This window comes from Streptomyces sp. NPDC042371 (genome assembly GCF_056437465.1).
The window spans coordinates 402,829-418,497 of record NZ_JBWKAP010000006.1 but is presented as its reverse complement, the minus strand read 5'-3'; the positions used below and the strand labels follow the sequence as shown (position 1 = coordinate 418,497).

General features: G+C 69.4%; 13 protein-coding genes. 7 read left to right on the top strand and 6 right to left on the bottom strand.

Annotated elements, in window-relative coordinates:
• Positions 1 to 6 precede the first annotated feature (6 nt).
• On the bottom strand, positions 7 to 1,155 hold the full coding sequence (locus tag AC068B_RS20935) for an agmatine deiminase family protein (RefSeq protein ID WP_478673139.1): 1,149 nt from the start codon (positions 1,153 to 1,155) through the stop codon (positions 7 to 9).
• 293 nt (positions 1,156 to 1,448) lie between these two features.
• On the opposite strand from AC068B_RS20935, the gene AC068B_RS20930 reads away from it, so the two are divergent.
• Positions 1,449 to 2,030, top strand: a complete 582-nt coding sequence (locus tag AC068B_RS20930) for a TetR/AcrR family transcriptional regulator (RefSeq protein WP_478673138.1) — start codon at positions 1,449 to 1,451, stop codon at positions 2,028 to 2,030.
• 343 nt (positions 2,031 to 2,373) lie between these two features.
• Here AC068B_RS20930 and AC068B_RS20925 read toward each other — a convergent pair whose 3' ends face one another.
• Positions 2,374 to 2,781 (bottom strand): hypothetical protein, encoded by a 408-nt coding sequence (locus tag AC068B_RS20925; RefSeq protein WP_478673137.1) that lies wholly within the window; start codon positions 2,779 to 2,781, stop codon positions 2,374 to 2,376.
• A gap of 296 nt (positions 2,782 to 3,077) precedes the next feature.
• The gene (locus AC068B_RS20920; protein WP_478673135.1) at positions 3,078 to 5,393 is read right to left on the bottom strand and encodes a glycosyl hydrolase family 18 protein; all 2,316 of its coding nucleotides are present in this window, start codon (positions 5,391 to 5,393) and stop codon (positions 3,078 to 3,080) included.
• 666 nt (positions 5,394 to 6,059) lie between these two features.
• On the opposite strand from AC068B_RS20920, the gene AC068B_RS20915 reads away from it, so the two are divergent.
• From AC068B_RS20915 to AC068B_RS20900, 4 genes are read left to right on the top strand one after another with little or no spacing between them, the layout of a single operon-like run.
• Positions 6,060 to 7,028 (top strand): ABC transporter permease, encoded by a 969-nt coding sequence (locus AC068B_RS20915; RefSeq protein ID WP_478673291.1) that lies wholly within the window; start codon positions 6,060 to 6,062, stop codon positions 7,026 to 7,028.
• 1 nt (position 7,029) lies between these two features.
• Positions 7,030 to 7,929, top strand: a complete 900-nt coding sequence (locus AC068B_RS20910) for an ABC transporter permease (protein WP_478673134.1) — start codon at positions 7,030 to 7,032, stop codon at positions 7,927 to 7,929.
• A complete protein-coding gene (locus AC068B_RS20905; protein ID WP_478673133.1) occupies positions 7,926 to 10,040 on the top strand; it encodes a dipeptide ABC transporter ATP-binding protein in 2,115 nt (704 codons plus the stop codon). Before AC068B_RS20910 ends, AC068B_RS20905 begins: the two co-directional genes overlap by 4 nt.
• Before the next feature lie 52 nt (positions 10,041 to 10,092).
• Complete coding sequence (locus AC068B_RS20900; RefSeq protein WP_478673132.1) at positions 10,093 to 11,772, top strand: ABC transporter family substrate-binding protein; 1,680 nt, start codon at positions 10,093 to 10,095, stop codon at positions 11,770 to 11,772.
• Here the strand turns inward: AC068B_RS20900 and AC068B_RS20895 are convergent.
• Complete coding sequence (locus AC068B_RS20895) at positions 11,733 to 12,707, bottom strand: LysR family transcriptional regulator (RefSeq protein ID WP_478673131.1); 975 nt, start codon at positions 12,705 to 12,707, stop codon at positions 11,733 to 11,735. The two genes, AC068B_RS20900 and AC068B_RS20895, sit on opposite strands and share 40 nt — an antisense overlap.
• A gap of 157 nt (positions 12,708 to 12,864) precedes the next feature.
• Between AC068B_RS20895 and AC068B_RS20890 the strand changes: the two genes are divergently transcribed.
• A complete protein-coding gene (locus AC068B_RS20890; protein WP_478673129.1) occupies positions 12,865 to 13,413 on the top strand; it encodes a sugar O-acetyltransferase in 549 nt (182 codons plus the stop codon).
• A gap of 32 nt (positions 13,414 to 13,445) precedes the next feature.
• Here the strand turns inward: AC068B_RS20890 and AC068B_RS20885 are convergent, their stop codons facing one another.
• On the bottom strand, positions 13,446 to 14,324 hold the full coding sequence (locus AC068B_RS20885; protein WP_478673128.1) for a sigma-70 family RNA polymerase sigma factor: 879 nt from the start codon (positions 14,322 to 14,324) through the stop codon (positions 13,446 to 13,448).
• Positions 14,325 to 14,406: 82 nt separating this feature from the next.
• Here AC068B_RS20885 and AC068B_RS20880 point away from each other — a divergent pair, with 82 nt between their 5' ends.
• Positions 14,407 to 14,856, top strand: a complete 450-nt coding sequence (locus AC068B_RS20880; protein WP_478673127.1) for a carboxymuconolactone decarboxylase family protein — start codon at positions 14,407 to 14,409, stop codon at positions 14,854 to 14,856.
• A gap of 113 nt (positions 14,857 to 14,969) precedes the next feature.
• Here the strand turns inward: AC068B_RS20880 and AC068B_RS20875 are convergent, their stop codons facing one another.
• Complete coding sequence (locus AC068B_RS20875; protein WP_478673125.1) at positions 14,970 to 15,611, bottom strand: TetR/AcrR family transcriptional regulator; 642 nt, start codon at positions 15,609 to 15,611, stop codon at positions 14,970 to 14,972.
• Positions 15,612 to 15,669: the final 58 nt, after the last annotated feature.

The window sequence follows — 15,669 nt, the reverse complement described above, 5'->3', positions numbered from 1 at the left end:
GGTTCGTCAGTCGACCGGCTTGCCGGGCTCGTCGTGCGTGGAGCAGTGGATGCCGCCGCCACCGGAGGCGATGGTGTCGATCTCCACCTGCACGATGTCCCGCTTGGGGAAGTGCTCCTGGAGGATGCTCTTGGCCCGCTTGTCGGCCTTCCGGTCGCCGAAGCGGGGCATGAACACGGAGTCGTTGGCCACGTAGAAGTTCGCGTACGTCGACACGAAGTCGTCGCCCTCGCCCGTGATCTCGTACAGGTCCGGCTGCGACAGGTCCACGATCTCGAAGGGGCGGCCCTTCGCGTCGGTGGCCTTGCTGAGCACCGCCTTGGCCTGGTCCGCCGCGCGCGACCACGAGTCGGCCGGGGTGTCGGGGTGCGCCCTGTCCAGGAGCACCACGCCCGGCTCGGTGAAGCGCACCAGGCTGTCCACGTGCGCGTCGGTGATGTCCTTGCCGCGCACCCCGGCCAGCCAGATCACCTTCTTGATGCCCAGGGTCCGCTTGAGCTCGGCCTCGATCTCGTCCCGGCTCTTGTCGCGGTTGCGGTTGTCGTTGACGATCGAGCTCTCGGTGATCAGGAGCGTCCCCTCGCCGTCGGTCTCGAACGAGCCGCCCTCGGCGACCAGCGGGGCCTTCTTGCGGGGGATGTCGTACTTGGCGAGCAGGGTCTGGCCCACCCGGCCGTCGTTGGTGTGCTCCTGCTTGTTGCCCCACCCGTTGAAGTTGAAGTCGATGCCGGTGACCTTGCCGTCGTCCTCCACGAACACGGGCACGGTGTCGCGGGCCCACAGGTCGTCGACGGGCAGCGGGATGACCTCGACGTCGCGCCCGCACGCCTTCTGCGCCGCCTTCAGCTGGTCGGGCCTCGCCATCATCACGACGTACTCGTACTCCGCGATGGCGCGGGCGACGCGGGCGATGTCCTCGCGGACGTAGCGCAGGTCGTCCTCCCACACCGACTCCAGGGCGGGCCACGACATGAAGGTGCGCGCGTGGCTCTCCCACTCGGCGCCCATGCGGCGGCCCTTCGTGTCCGTGTCCTGGTCGGCGGCGCTCGCGACGTCGGAGTCGCCGGGGCCGCAGGCCGACGCGCCGAGCACGACGGCGCCGATTCCGGCGATCGCACGCAGAGCCGAGCGGCGGGAGGGGAGGAATGCGGACACGGTGAACTCCGATCATCGTGATGCGGACAAGCTAGCCGCCGGTACGGCGGGCCGCGCGCCGAGCGGGGCGCGGGCGGTGGGGCAGCGGAGGCAGCCGGGGTGGGGATGGGGTGGTCGCGCCGTCACGCTGTTCCTTCACTGTCGCACGGACTGAAAATTCAGTCAAAGCCTGACAGCGGCGACGGCAGTGGCGGCGAAGCGGTTGAGGCCCCCGCGGTGCGCTGTCCGGCCCCGCACGCCCGGCGGTCGGCCGAGATCACCGGACCCTTGGCGGCCCGGTAGGGTTTGGATCCATGGCGCCTCGCACTACTCAGATCCTCGAAGCGGCCGCACGGCTGATCGCCCGACGCGGTGTCCGCGGACTGCGCGTCGAGGAGCTCGCCGCCGAAGCGGGCGTCTCGACCGGGCTGATCTACTACCACTTCAAGGACCGCACCGGGATCCTGCGCCACACCCTTGAGTTCATCAACGACCGCGCCGAGCGCTACACCATCGGCCGCGCCCCCGACGCCGAGCCGCTCGCTCCCCGCGAGGAACTGGACGAGATCCTCCTGCTCGAACTGCAGGACACTCCGGAGGTCAGGGAGAACAGCTCCGCCTGGGGCGAGTTGCGGGCGAGCGCCGTCTTCGACGAGGTGCTGCGCGAGGACCTCGCCAGGGCGACCCTGGTGTGGGTGCAGGAGGTGGCGGCCCTTCTCGGCCAGGTGCGGCCGATGACCCCGGCTCCCGTGCTCGCGGCGGCCGGCGAGCGGCTCACCGCCCTCCTGGAGGGGCTCAGCATGCGCTGGCTCAGCGGCGGACTCCAGATCGATCACGCCCGTGACCTGATGCGCGGCGCCATCGACGCCGAGCTAGCGCTGCTGCGGGAGAAGTAACCCCTCTCGCCCCACACCGACCTCGGTAGCGGCTCCGGCACCGGTCCGGTGGATGCGTCACCTCCAAGTCACTGACTGAGTATTCAGTCAATGCCAGTGAAGCTGCCGAGCTCGCGCGGTCCCGGCACGGCCTTGGGACGACGACGCGTACGCCAGGGGACACCATCGCGCAGCACCGCCAAGGCGGCGAGCCGCGGGTGCGCCAGGTCCACAGAGGCGCCACTCCCTCATAGCCGACCACGAAGAGCACGTCGTCCAAGGCGTCGCCGTCGATCAGCTCGGCCGCCTCCTTCGCCAGAGTCAGGGTCCACTCGCCGAGCGGAGTGGACCCGCTGATCGACGTTCAGGTCGGGGCGTTGCCGCGACGGGTGCTGACCAGGCCGTCGACGGGCCTTGCGGGGCCGCCTCGGTCGGCGTGGCGCACCGTGATGTCGAAGGGCTCGGGGGCGGGGTCCGTGACGAGGAGTACGGCGATGTGGGCCGCCTTCACCTGCTGGAGCCCAGCAGGGAGATCGTCCTCGGTGAGCGTGAAGCGCACCTGCCGGTCACCCTCGGGCACCTGCGGGTTGTGGAGGTCGTACCACTGGTCGGGAAGGTCCCGCAGCAGGCTGAACGCACGGTCGCCGCCGCCGAACCTGTCGTGGTGGGGACGCTCGACGACCTGCGCGCGGTAAGTGTCGTCGTGCAGGGCCGTGTAGTCGACGGTGAAGCGGGTCCCGGTGTGCAGGTCCGTCAGGAAGGTCTCCCCCATGCCGCGGACCGCGCCGCCCCCCCTGAGGGAGCGAGAGCACCGGGTGGGCCGCGGAGCCTGCCATGATCACCCCTCGCGCCGGAAACCGGATGGTCCGAGGTCCTGCTCACGGTTCCAGAAGGGGTGTCGGCCAACAACGCGCGGGCCGAAGAAGTGGTATCCCTGCCCGCCAGAAGCGGCAACCGCCTCTGCTTGAAGGCGTGGACGAACCGGCACGGGGCTGAGAAGCAGGCGCGAGCCGGGCCGCTTCGGAGGGGGCTCCGACGCGGCCCGGCCCCGGCTGATGTCCGCGGTGGTTACTTCAACCCGCGGTCCAGGGCGTTGAACAGGACGTTGTTCGAGGTGTCTCCGGACATCTCCCAGATCATTCCGCCGAGCAGACCCTTGGACTTGATGTACTGGGTCTTCTTCTCGATGGACCAGGCGTCGTCGAAGGACCACCACTGGCCGTTGGCCCCGGTGTAGCCGTACGTGGAGATGGACTGCTCGTCGTGGTAGACGGTCAGGTTCGGGAAGGCGGCGACGAGGTTGTCGTAGCCGCGGGTGCCCGCCTCCTCCTGGAACTGGCCCGGCGCGGCGCCGTTGGCGCTCTGCCACTCGCCGTGCGCGCCGCCTTCGGCGACCTGCTGCCAGCCGCGCCCGTAGAACGGGAAGCCGATGGTCAGCTTGCGCGGCTTGATGCCCTGATCGGTGTACGCCTTCACCGCGTCGTCGATGCTGAAGTCGGTGGGGTACGGGCTCTGTGCGTCCTTGTACAGGTTGGCCTGGTGGCCGGTGCGGTTGGGTTCCCAGGAGTTGTCGCTGCCCGCGCCGTGGAAGTCGTAGCCCTGGACGTTGCCGAAGTCCAGGTACTTGAAGACCTCCTTGAGGTCCCAGCCGTCGTTGATCTTCTTGGCATCGGCCGGGGTGAAGGCGGTGAGCAGCCGGTGGCTGCCGCCGAGCGCGTCGAGCTGCTTACGGAACTCGGCGATCAGGGCGGTGTTGTTGGCCTTGTCGTCCGCGCTCCAGTGGTTGCCGGGGTGGCCGTCGGGCGATCCCGGCCACTCCCAGTCCAGGTCGAAGCCGTCGAAGATGCCCGCGGCGACGCCGTCACCGCCCGCGCCGTTGTACGCGGGCAGGTTGCCCTTGATGTACATGTCGATGCAGGACTTGACGAACTTCTTCCGCGAGTCGTCCGTCTTGGCGACGTCGGAGAAGTACTTGGAGTAGGTCCAGCCGCCGAGCGAGACGACCACCTTGAGGTTCGGGTGCTTGGCCTTGAGCTTCTTCAGCTGGTTGAAGTTGCCGCGCAGCTTGCCCCAGCCGTCGTCGGCGACGCCGTCCACGGACTGTCCCGCGGGGAAGGCCCTGCCGTAGTCGGCCTCGGCGTCCCCGGCCCCGTCACCCTGGTTGGGGTCCTGGGGGTTCTGCGTGGTGCCCTTGGTGACGCCGTTGAGGCAGGTGAGGTTCTTGGGGTCGATGTTGGCGAAGGCGTAGTTGATGACGTCGAGCTTGCCCGCGGCGCCGGACGTCTCCAGGTCCCGCACGAAGTACTGACGGCCGTAGATGCCCCACTGCACGAAGTAGCCGACCTTGGCGTAGCCGCCCTGGCCGACGGGCTCCTTGGTGGTGACGGAGAGGGTGTTGCTCGCGGGCGACGCGTTGTCGGCGGGGTCCCGTGCCTTGACGGTGAAGGCGTACTCCGTGTCGGGCTGGAGTCCGGTGACCGTACTGGTGAGGGTGTCGGCGGGCAGGCTCTCCACGAGGGTCGTGCCGCGGTAGACGTCGTAGGCGGCGACGCGCTGGTTGTCGGTGGCCGCGTCCCAGGCGAGCTTCACGGTGCTCGACGTGACGTCGGTGGAGCGGAGGTTGCGGGGCGCGGTCGGCGGGACCGTGTCGGTCGCCGGGTCCACGGTGGTCGCGGTGACGGGGGCGCTGGCCTCGCCGGTGTTGCCGCGCGAGTCCTTGGCCCGGACGCTGAACTGGTAGGCGGTCGCCGGTTCCAGGCCGCGCACCGTGGCCTGGGTGGTGGCACTGGCCGCCACGACGGTGGTGCCGCGAAGGACCTCGTACGAGGCGACGGGGAAGTCGCCCTGTGCGGCCGCCGTCCACTTCAGGCTGACCGTGCGGGCGGTGGCGTCGGCGACGCCCACCCCGGTGGGCGCCTTCGGCGGCACGGCCGCGGTGCCGTCGCACTTGTCGCCGTTGATGAGGCAGCCGGTGGGGGGCTTGAGCTGGCCGCTGCCCCGGAAGGTGTAGCTGTACGGCTCGGTGTCACGGCTCGCGGGGACGCGGGCGTTGTAGTAGGCGGGCGTCACGGTGACGTGCTTGCCCTTGATCTCGGCGGTGCCGTGCGTGTGGTCGCTGATGGTGACGCCGTCGGGCAGGTCGAACTCCAGGGACCAGGTGTCCACGGCGGTGTCGCCGCTGTTCTTCACGACGAACTTGCCGGTCCAGGACGATCCGCTGCCCTCGCTGACGAAGGTGGCGGTGAGCTTGGCGGCCGCGACGGCGGGGGCCGCGAGTGCGGTGAGTCCGGCCAGCGCCAGTGCGAGCACGGCGAGGACGGCGATGAGGCGTCGGGGGTGGGCCAGGACCTCGCGGGGTCTGGCTGGGGGTCTGTGTGGGGACACGGCTCTCCTTGGGGGAGGTGGCGTCCGTCCGTGCCGGGCCTGCCGAGGCCGGGGTGCAGGGGCTTGTCGGGAGGCTCTCCTTCGGTTCGCGTCCGTGTGTCCGCCGCTGCCGGGGCGTACGAGGGCAGCGGCGGATGCGGGAACGGTCCGATGGGACAGGGGCCGGACGCGCTTCCTGCGGTACAGACCTCTCAGGGAACCACCCCTCGTGAGCATGTCAACGCGGGTGGGAGGGCTCCCGGGCGTACCAATTCACGGCGCCGGGCCCCTCTGCCTCGCTCCCGAGTCCCGCAAAGGACTGGACCAACTCGGAGAGATTTTGCCTCGCCTTGACGTGGTCGGCCGCTGGTCGGCGGATCGCGCTGCCCTGCCGCCGGTGGACCGGTTTGCGCCACATCAGAGATCGTTTTGCTACGGCAGCATTGCGATCTTTACGGCAACGTTGCGACCCCTGCGGCAACATTGCGGCCTCGTGGCCAGACCAGCCAAAACCTGGTGCGACCGCTTAGTACGGACCAAGCTGACATTCGCCCCTTCGCGGCACCGTTCCGTACTCGTACGCCCTCAGAAAGCTCCACCACACATGTACTCGACCTGTCTGTCCGGCGCCCTTCCGGCGCATTCCACCTGTGTGGTGAGGGGGCGGTCCGCACCGTGCGCTATGTGATGCGCAAGGCGGGCGGCTGGCTCCTGATGATCGTGGTCGCGACCAACGCGACGTACTTCCTGGCCAGTTACTTCCTCGACCCGCGATCGAACTTCAAGGAGCTGCGGCCCGTCCGCACCGAGGCGCAGATATCCCGCGCCCTCGCCCCGTACAACCTCGACCCCGGCATGCCACTGGTGCAACGGTGGTGGCACTGGCTCACCTCGGTGGCCCTCGACTTCGACTGGGGCAAGTCGCCGACCGGCGTCTCCGTCAACGGCGAGGTGGGCTACCGCGCCCTGGTCAGCGCCGAGTTGGTCGTCACGGCGACCGTTCTGTCCGTCGTGATCGGTGTCGCGCTCGCCGTCTACACCGCCGCCCGCCAGTACGGCGCTGCCGACCGTGTCTCGCAGGCGATATCCATCGCGATGTTCAACGTCCCGACGCCGGTCGCGGCGCTCGCCGTGGTCTTCGTCGCCATCTGGCTCAATCAGCACGCCGGGTTCGACTTCCTCTACGTTGCCGGGGAGAACTCCCCCAATGTGGAGGGGCTGCTCCCGACGATCGGTGACCGCCTCCTCCATCTGATCCTGCCGACCCTCACGCTGACGCTGATGGGTTACGTGGGCTACCACCTGACACAGCGTTCGCTGCTGCTCGACACGATCAACGCCGACTTCGTGCGCACGGCCCAGGCCACCGGCCTCACCCGCAGTCAGGCCGTCCGCAGGCACGCCCTGCGCGCCGCGCTGATCCCGACGGCGGCCTCGGTGGCGTTCAGCGTGCCCGCCGTCTTCACCGGAGCCGTCATCACCGAGACGATCTTCGGCTGGAACGGCATGGGCCGCTACTTCATCCAGACCATCAGCAAGAACGACGTGCACGGCACGGTCGCGACGGCCGCGTTCGCCGCGGTGCTCACCGCGATCGGCGCGATCCTCGCGGACATCGCCACGGTCTTCCTCGACCCGAGAGTGCGGGTGAACTGACATGGCGACAGCAACCGCCACCGCCCCGCCGCGCAGGGAACTCGGCCGCGGCCGTCTCTACCTGCGTCGCTTCCTGCGCAACCGCCTCGCCGTCACCGGTGTCGTGATCTTCGCGCTGCTCGTGCTGTTCAGCGTCTTCGGGGGCCTGTTCACGTCCTACACCCACACCGACGCCGACTTCACCGCCCTCACCCAGCCGCCGAGCGGCGCGCACTGGTTCGGCACCAACCAGGGCGGCAACGACATCTACGCCAGTGCGGTGCACGGGCTGCAGCGCTCGCTGGTGATCGCCGTGAGCGTGTCCGTCCTGACGATCGTCGTCGCCGCGGTCATCGGTTCGAGCGCCGCGTACTTCGGCGGGCGGGTGGAGAGGCTGACGCTCGCCGTCATCCACTTCCTGCTGATCGTCCCGTCGTTCCTCATCCTCGCCCTGGTCTCCAACCGGCTGGCAGGTGACTGGCGGGCCCTCATCCTCGTGCTCACCCTGTTCGGCTGGATGTCCACCGCCCGGGTCATCTGGTCCGTCTCCACCTCGCTGCGCGAACGGGACTACGTGACGGCGGCGGAGTTCATGGGCGTCCGCCCGCTGCGCATCATCCTGCGCCACATCATTCCCAACCTCGGCTCCCTGCTCATCGTCAACCTGACGCTCGGCGTCGTCGCCACCGTGCTCAGCGAGACCGCGCTGTCGTTCCTCGGGTTCGGCGTCCAGACCCCGGACGTCTCCCTCGGCACCATGCTCGCCGACGGGACGGCCACCGTGACCAGCGCGCCCTGGCTCTTCGCCTTTCCGGCGGGCCTCGTCGTCCTGCTCACCGTGTCGATGACGTTCATCGGCGACGGGCTGCGCGACGCCCTCGACCCCACCTCTGTGACCGGCGCGGCGGGAGGCCGACGATGACACTGACCACCCCCCTGCGCGACGACCCGGTCTCCCCCACCGGCGCCGCCCCCGTGCTCTCCGTACGGGACCTGCGGATCTCCTTCCCCTCCGAGGCCGGACCCGTCGAGGCGGTGCGCGGCGTCAGCTTCGATCTGCTGCCGGGCCGGACCCTCGGCATCGTCGGCGAGTCCGGCTCGGGCAAGTCGGCCACCGCGATGGGCGTCATGGGACTGCTGCCGCCCACCGCCGATCTGAGCGGCCAGGTCCTACTCGGCGGTCAGGACCTGATCGGCCTCGACGACCGTGCCCTTGCGCGGGTACGGGGCAAGTCCATCGGCATGGTCTTCCAGGACCCCCTGTCCGCGCTCACCCCCATCTTCTCCGTGGGCAGGCTGCTCTCCGACGCGCTGCGGGTCCACCAGGACCTGTCCAAGAAGGCGGCCTGGGAGAAGGCCGTCGAACTGCTCGACCTCGTCGGCATCCCCGACCCCCGCAACCGGGCCTCGGCCTTCCCCCACGAGTTCTCGGGCGGCATGCGCCAGCGCGTGGTCATCGCCATGGCGATCGCCAACCGGCCGAAAGTGCTGGTGGCCGACGAACCCACCACCGCGCTCGACGTCACCGTGCAGGCGCAGATCCTCGACGTACTGCGCCTCGCCCAGCGGGAGACCGGCGCGGGGCTCGTCCTCATCACCCACGACCTCGGCGTCGTGGCAGGCCACGCGGACGACGTCGCCGTCATGTACGCGGGCCGCTTCGTGGAGAAGACGGACGTGCACGCACTGTTCCGGCGGCCCACGATGCCGTACACCGCGCGGCTCCTGGCCGCGGTGCCGACCGTGGACGGCGGGGTCCGCCGCCCCCTCGTCCCGATCGGCGGAGAGCCTCCGGCCCTCTCTGGCCTGCCCGACGGCTGCCCCTTCGCGAACCGGTGCGCCGTCGCACTCGACGCATGCGGCTCCGAAGAACCGGAGCTGCGCGAGGTCACGGGGCACGGGGACGTGGCCTGCCTGCGCGCGGCCGAGATCGCCGACGGCACGCTGGACCCCACCGGGGGTGTCACGTCCGTCGAACGGACGGCGGGGGCGACGGGCGCGGGCACGGATCGCGCCGCGGGCGGCGATGTGGTGCTGCGTGTCGAGGACCTCGTCAAGACCTTCCCCGTCACCAAGGGCGCGTTCATCAAGCGCAGGGTCGGCACGCTGCACGCGGTCAACGGGGTCAACTTCGAGCTGCGGGCCGGAGAGACGCTGGGCCTGGTGGGCGAGTCGGGCAGCGGCAAGACGACGACGCTGATGGAGATCCTGCGGCTCAGAAAGCCGGAGGGCGGCCGGATCGAGGTCGCGGGCAGCGAGATCGGTGCGGGCGTCGGTGCCGCCGGTTCCGGCGGGCGCGGGCGCACCCTGCGGCACGACGTGCAGATCGTCATGCAGGACCCGCTGGGCGCCCTGGACCCGCGCCTCACCGTCCACCACCTGCTCGCCGAACCCCTGCGGGCCGTTGGCCGTGACCGCGAGGCGATCCGCTCCCGCGTCCATGAACTGCTGACGCTCGTCGGCCTCGACCCCTCGGTGAGCGACCGCTTCCCGGCCGCGCTCTCGGGCGGCCAGCGCCAACGCATCGGCATCGCCCGCGCCCTGGCCACGGACCCGAAACTGCTCGCCCTCGACGAGCCGCTCTCCGCCCTGGACGTCTCGGTGCAGGCCGGGGTGATCAATCTGCTCGGCCGGCTCAAGCGCGAGCTGGGGCTCGCCTATCTCATGGTCGCCCACGATCTCGCCGTGGTCCGCTACATCTGCGACCGCATCGCGGTGATGTACCTCGGGCACATCGTGGAGACCGGCGACACGGAGACACTGTTCTCCAACCCGAAGCACCCCTACACCCGGGCGCTGCTGTCGGCGATCCCCATCCCCGACCCGGAGCGCGAACGCACCCGCGAACGGATCGTCCTGAAGGGCGAGCAGCCGGGCGCCACGAACCTGCCGCGCGGCTGTGTGTTCATCGACCGCTGCCCCCTGTACCGCCTCGCCGACACCGACGTCCGGGAGCGCTGCCGCACCGAGCGCCCCGCGCCCAGGCCGGTGCCGGGCCAGTCGGGCCACAAGTACGCCTGCCACGCCGCGTAACCCCTACTGCCATCCCATCTCCCACCCCACTCCAACACAAGGACGCTCTCCCATGCGCGCAAGACTGGCCCTGCCCGTCGCCCTCATAGCAGCCATCTCCGTCACCGCCACCGCGTGCCAGTCCTCGTCCGGTGACTCCTCGGGCTCGGCCGGAAAGAACGCCCCGTCATCCGCTTCGGGCGCCGCCGACTACAACCCGACGGCGTACGACAAGCTCAAGGACGGCGGGACCTACACGACGGTGGGGACGTTCGACGAGCAGGGCAACCCGTTCAACGTCAACGGCACTCTCACGGCGACCCGGGTGTGGGCCTGGTACAACGCGAACGCGATCACCTTCTCGCCGACCGGTGAAGTGCAGTACAACCCCGACTACTTCAGTGATGTGAAGGTGTCCGTCAAGGGCGGCAACCAGAAGGTCGTCCTGTCGATCAACAAGAAGGCCGCCTTCAACGACGGAACGCCGATCGACTGGACCGCGATCAAGGCCACCTGGAAGGCCAACAACGGTTCCGACAAGGAGTACGCGGCCTCGACCACGGACGGCTACGAGCAGATCACCGACGTCGCGCGGGGCAAGGACGACAAGCAGGCCGTCATCACCTTCAAGGGCGTCTACCCCGCCTGGCCGAGCCTGTTCTTCACGTTCCTGCACCCGAAGGCCGCCAAGGTCGACAACTTCAACAAGGCGTACGTGAAGAAGGCGCACCCCGAGTGGGGCGCGGGCCCGTACACGGTCGGCAAGTGGGACTCCCACTCGGGCAACATCACCTTCGTCCGCAACCCGAAGTGGTGGGGCAAGAAGGGCAAGCTCGACAAGCGCGTCTACGTGAACCTGGAGTCGACCGCGGGGATCAACGCCTTCAAGAACGGTCAGCTCGACTACGTCTCGGCGGTCGACGCCGAGAGCCTGAAGCAGGTGAAGGGGCTCAAGGGCACCGAGATCCGCAGCGGCGGCAGCCCCTTCGTGTACTCGCTCTACTTCAACACGAAGTCGGCGGTCCTCGGGGACAAGGCGGTGCGCAAGGCCATTCAGGAGAGCATCGACCGCAGCCAGATCGCGAAGATCCAGTTCCAGGGCCTGGACTACCAGGAGCCGCTGCCCGGCTCGGGCCTCTTCTACAGCTTCCAGAAGGAGTACGAGGACAACGTCTCGTCCGTCCTCAAGTACGGGCCCGACCAGGCGAAGAAGGAGCTCGACGCGGCGGGCTGGAAGGCCGGGGGCGACGGGATCCGGGAGAAGGGCGGCAAGAAGCTGGAGATCGGCTACACGCTGATGGGCGACGACCCGCTGGGCAAGGCCACCGCGGGCGCGCTCGCCGCGATGCTGAAGCCGGTCGGCGTGCGCCTCACCGTCAAGAAGGCCGACGACGCGGACTTCTCCAGCATCCTGAGCGAGCGGAAGTTCGACCTGTTCCTGTCGGGCAACCGCTCCGGGGATCCCTTCGGGGCCCGCTACCTGTGCGAGATGTACTGCTCGGACCGTGACTCCAACCTGACGGGGGCCGGGTCCCCGGCGCTGGACAAGGAGATCCGCGCCACGTCGGACATCGCCGACCAGGACAAGCAGGCAGCGGCGGCGAACAAGGTGGAGCAGAAGGCCCTCCAGGACTACGCCCGGCTCCCGATGTTCAGCGGCCCGTCGACGTACAGCGTCAAGAAGGGCCTGGCCAACGTGGGCGCGACCATCTTCTACAGCCCGTTGCCTGAGACGGTGGGCTGGGAGAAGTAGCGCGCGGGCCGCGTCCAGGACGGTGTCCAGATGCCGTCTTGGGGGCGGCCCGGATAGGCGGCCATGAGGTGAGCGCGCAGGGCTGCCAGGGCGGGGTGGGGGTTGGCGGTCTGCCGGATCAAGGAGTGGGGGTAGACCGGGGTCGGGTCCTTGAGGGGGATGCGGCGCAGGTCGTGGCCGGTGGGCCAGACCAGGGGGGTCTGTTCGCTGACGAAGGTGCCCAGCGTCGTGGAGTTGGCGATGGTGTCGAGCAGGGGCTCGATGCCGAAGTCGGGGCCGACCGGGTCGATGGTGAAGCCGAAGGTGGCGGCCAACTCGTCGTAGTAGGCGGCCCACTCGGTCCCCGGCATGTTGCCGGGCATCCAGATCCGGTGGCCCGCGAGTTGGCCGGGACGGATCGCGGGGGCGTCGGCGAACTCGTGGTCCGGCCCGGTGAACAGGTGCAGCGGTTCGTCGAAGACAGGGGTGGCGTCGAGGCCGCGCGGGAGTTGTCGGCCCGGCATCGTCACGGCGCGGAAGGTCGCGTCGATGACTCCGTCCCGTACGGCCGCGAGGGCCGTGTCGGAGTCGAACAGCGTCACGACGTCCAGTTCGGTCTCGGGGTGTGCGCGGTGGAAGCCGCGCAGCAGACCGGCCAGGGAGAGCTGGCGGCCGATCACGTCGACGCGCAGCGCCCGGTGTCCGGGCTGCACGGAGGCGACGGCCCGTTCGGCGGCGCGGAGAAAGGTACGGGCGTGGGGAAGGAACGCCTGCCCGTCGATGGTCGGCCTCGCGCCGCGCGCGTCACGGGTGAAGAGCTGGACGCCGAGTTCCTTTTCCAGTGCGGCGACGCGCTTGGACACCGCCTGCGGAGTGACCGAAAGGTCGGCGGCGGCGTCCTGGAACTGCTCCGCTTCCACGACGGCTACGAAGGTGCGTACGGCGGTGACGTCCATGCCGCCCATCCTAGGGAGACAACCAAACGTTGTTCTTTCTCGCCCTGATCGTTGTTTGATCCCCGTGCAGGGCGGTCGGTTTGATGACGCAGGCCAACTTCTGGTTGGCCTGCGTCATACCCGAAGGGCCTCAGCGCCCCTGCCGTGAGGAACAGCCATGCCTGATCAGAACCGTCTCTATATCGACACTCCCGAGTGGGCGCGCACGGCCGAGCGGATCGAGCACGTCACCGCCCTCACCTCACGGCTCAATGTCCTGCCGTTCGACGACAAGGCGGCGCGTGCGGCCCTGTTGGCCGAGATTTTCGGCAAGCCCGTTCCCGACTCCGTGACCCTCTATCCGCCCTTCTACACGGACCACGGATTCGGCATCGAATTCGGTGAGCGCGTCTTCGTCAATCACAGCTGCACCTTCTACGACCAGGGCGGCATTCGACTGGGCGACGGCGTACTCATCGGCCCGAGGGTCAACCTCATCTCCTCCGACCATCCGGTCCGGGCGTCGGAGCGGAGCGCGTTCATCACGCGGGCGCCCATCACCATCGAGGCGCACGCATGGCTCGGGGTGGGGGTGACCGTGCTGCCCGGTGTCACCATCGGCCGGGGGGCCGTCGTCGGCTCCGGCGCCGTGGTCACCAAGGACGTTCCCCCGGACACCCTGGTGACCGGGCCCGCGGCCTTCGAGCGCAAGAGCTGGGAGGACTGAGGTGGGCTGAGGCGGACTGGTCCGGGGGAGGCTCACGTCGGCTCGGGCAGGTCCATCCGCCCGAGTGCGGCGGGGTCGGTCACGATCCTGATGTCGGTGATCCGGCCGTCGACGACGGTGAACGCCAGGAGCGACAGCGGGGTGCCGTCCTCGCTCCACGCGACGAACCCCGGCAGGCCGTTGACGCGTACGTCCCGACCTTGAGCGGCCGCCGAGGCGGACAGTCGCGCACCGGTCGCGACCCTGGTGGCACCGAGCGCGACGACCGTGCCGGTGGGAGTGTCGACGGTCAGCTTCACCTCGGGGTCGAGCACCCGCAGCAGCTCATCGAAGTCGCCGTGCCGAGTCGCCGCAAGGAACGCCCGCACCACTTCCCGCTGTTCCCGTCCGACGCCGGTCGGCCGCTCGATCCGCTGCACCTTCCTGCGGGCGCGGCTGGCCAGCATCTTGGCGGCGGCGGTGGACTTGCCGAGGATCCGGCCGATCTCGCCGAACGGCACCGCGAACAGGTCATGCAGCACGAACGCCAGCCGCTCGCTCGGACCCAGCGACTCCAGGACGACGAGCAGCGCGACCCCGACCGAGTCGGCGAGCACTGCGTCGTCCTCCGGAACCGGACCGTCGTCGAGCGTGACGACGAACTCGGACAGACCGTCGTCGTAGGACGCCTCCGCACGGGCCTGGCGTGAGCGCAGGACGTCGAGGCTGATCCGTCCGACCACCGTGGTCAGCCAGCCGGAGAGGTTGTGGATGCTCGCCGCGTCCTGGCGGGAGAGCCGCAACCAGGCCTCCTGCACCACGTCTTCGGCGTCGGCGTGCGATCCGAGCATGCGGTGGGCGACCGCGCGCAGCCGGTCCCGCTGGGCCTCGAACGCCTCGGTGATCGGGTCTGCCGGGCGGGTGTCGGACATCTGGTTACCTTCCTCGGGACTGCTCCGTCATGGGGATGACGGGCCCGGAGGGGCACAGGTAACCGATGAAGGAGCACCACCGATGGAAGCACGCTTGAACGGCGCGCCGAACCCCGATGTGATCACGGCGGTCCAGCACCTCTACAAGGCGATTCACGCGGGGGGCGTCGACCCGCGCCTGCTGTCGCTCGTCCATCTGCGCATCAGCCAGATCAACAGCTGCAGCCCGTGCGTCCACGCCTCGGTCGAGGGGGCGCGGAAGGCCGGTGAGAGCGACGAGCGACTGCACAACGTGGCCGCGTGGCGCGAGGCGCCGTTCTACACCGAGGCGGAGCGGGCGGGCCTCGCCCTGGCCGAGGCGTCGACCCGGGTCCAGGACGGCGCGCCGGGCGTGACCGACGAGATCTGGGAGGCCGCCGCCGAGCACTTCAGCGAGGAGCAGTTGGGCGCGATCGTCCTGGAGGGCGCTCTGACCAACTTCTTCAACCGGATCAACCGCGCGGTGCGGGAGCAGGCCGGGAAGACCTGGTGAGTCGCCTGTGAGGTGGGGTGGATCCGGCTGACGGCACGGAGAACACCGGCGGCGGTGAGGGAGGCTCCTCACCGCCGCCGGTGTTTTCCGTGTGCGTGGGCTTTCCGTGTGCGTTATGCGGCTCGGTACGCCCGGAGGAAGGTCCGCACGCCTTCGACGACGAGTGGCCTGACCCGGGTGTCCTCCACGGCGTTCGCGGAACCGAGCCTGTCCAGCGCGACGCCGAAGGTCAGCGCGATGAACTGGTCGGCCGCGAGCCGGGAGTCGGGGACGTGCAGCAGACCGGCATCGGCGAGGGCGGCGAACCGCTCGGCAAGTGCCTCGTCGGGGGTGTCGGCCATGGTGTTGTAGCCCCGGTGCGGCAGGTTGCCGGATTCCGCGCGGACCAGTCGCTGCAGCGTCGCGTACTCCGCCGAGCCGAGCATGTCGGTCGAGATGCGCATCGAGAACGTGACCAGGGCGTCCTCAAGGTCGGCGGCCTCGGTGTGGCCGCCGAGGTCGGTGAGGGTGTCGTCCAGGGTGCGCCGGATCGTCGTGATCATCGACTGGCCGATGTCGTCGACGACTGCCTGAAGCAGCGTCTGCTTGTCACCGAAGTAGTCGTAGACCGTCCGCTTGGAGACCTGCGCCCGGGCGGCGACCGCGTCGACGCTGGATCGGTCGAAGCCGTCGGCGAGGAACAGTTCCCGGGCCGCCGAGAGGATCGCGGTCCGCTTCTGCGTGGACCCCTCGCGGAGTGTCTTCGTGGTCGGCATGGCCATATCCTAGCCGCCCCTTCTCCTACACTGCACGGTGTAGTGTAATACTGGCGCA

Excerpts from the sequence above, each read along its gene's own strand:
- AC068B_RS20895 (WP_478673131.1), bottom strand. The coding sequence starts at position 12,707 with ATGGACGTCACCGCCGTACGCACCTTCGTAGCCGTCGTGGAAGCGGAG.
- AC068B_RS20925 (WP_478673137.1), bottom strand. The coding sequence starts at position 2,781 with ATGGGGGAGACCTTCCTGACGGACCTGCACACCGGGACCCGCTTCACC.
- AC068B_RS20900 (WP_478673132.1), top strand. The coding sequence starts at position 10,093 with ATGCGCGCAAGACTGGCCCTGCCCGTCGCCCTCATAGCAGCCATCTCC.
- AC068B_RS20875 (WP_478673125.1), bottom strand. The coding sequence starts at position 15,611 with ATGCCGACCACGAAGACACTCCGCGAGGGGTCCACGCAGAAGCGGACC.
- AC068B_RS20930 (WP_478673138.1), top strand. The coding sequence starts at position 1,449 with ATGGCGCCTCGCACTACTCAGATCCTCGAAGCGGCCGCACGGCTGATC.
- AC068B_RS20910 (WP_478673134.1), top strand. The coding sequence starts at position 7,030 with ATGGCGACAGCAACCGCCACCGCCCCGCCGCGCAGGGAACTCGGCCGC.
- AC068B_RS20905 (WP_478673133.1), top strand. The coding sequence starts at position 7,926 with ATGACACTGACCACCCCCCTGCGCGACGACCCGGTCTCCCCCACCGGC.
- AC068B_RS20885 (WP_478673128.1), bottom strand. The coding sequence starts at position 14,324 with ATGTCCGACACCCGCCCGGCAGACCCGATCACCGAGGCGTTCGAGGCC.
- AC068B_RS20915 (WP_478673291.1), top strand. The coding sequence starts at position 6,060 with ATGCGCAAGGCGGGCGGCTGGCTCCTGATGATCGTGGTCGCGACCAAC.
- AC068B_RS20880 (WP_478673127.1), top strand. The coding sequence starts at position 14,407 with ATGGAAGCACGCTTGAACGGCGCGCCGAACCCCGATGTGATCACGGCG.
- AC068B_RS20890 (WP_478673129.1), top strand. The coding sequence starts at position 12,865 with ATGCCTGATCAGAACCGTCTCTATATCGACACTCCCGAGTGGGCGCGC.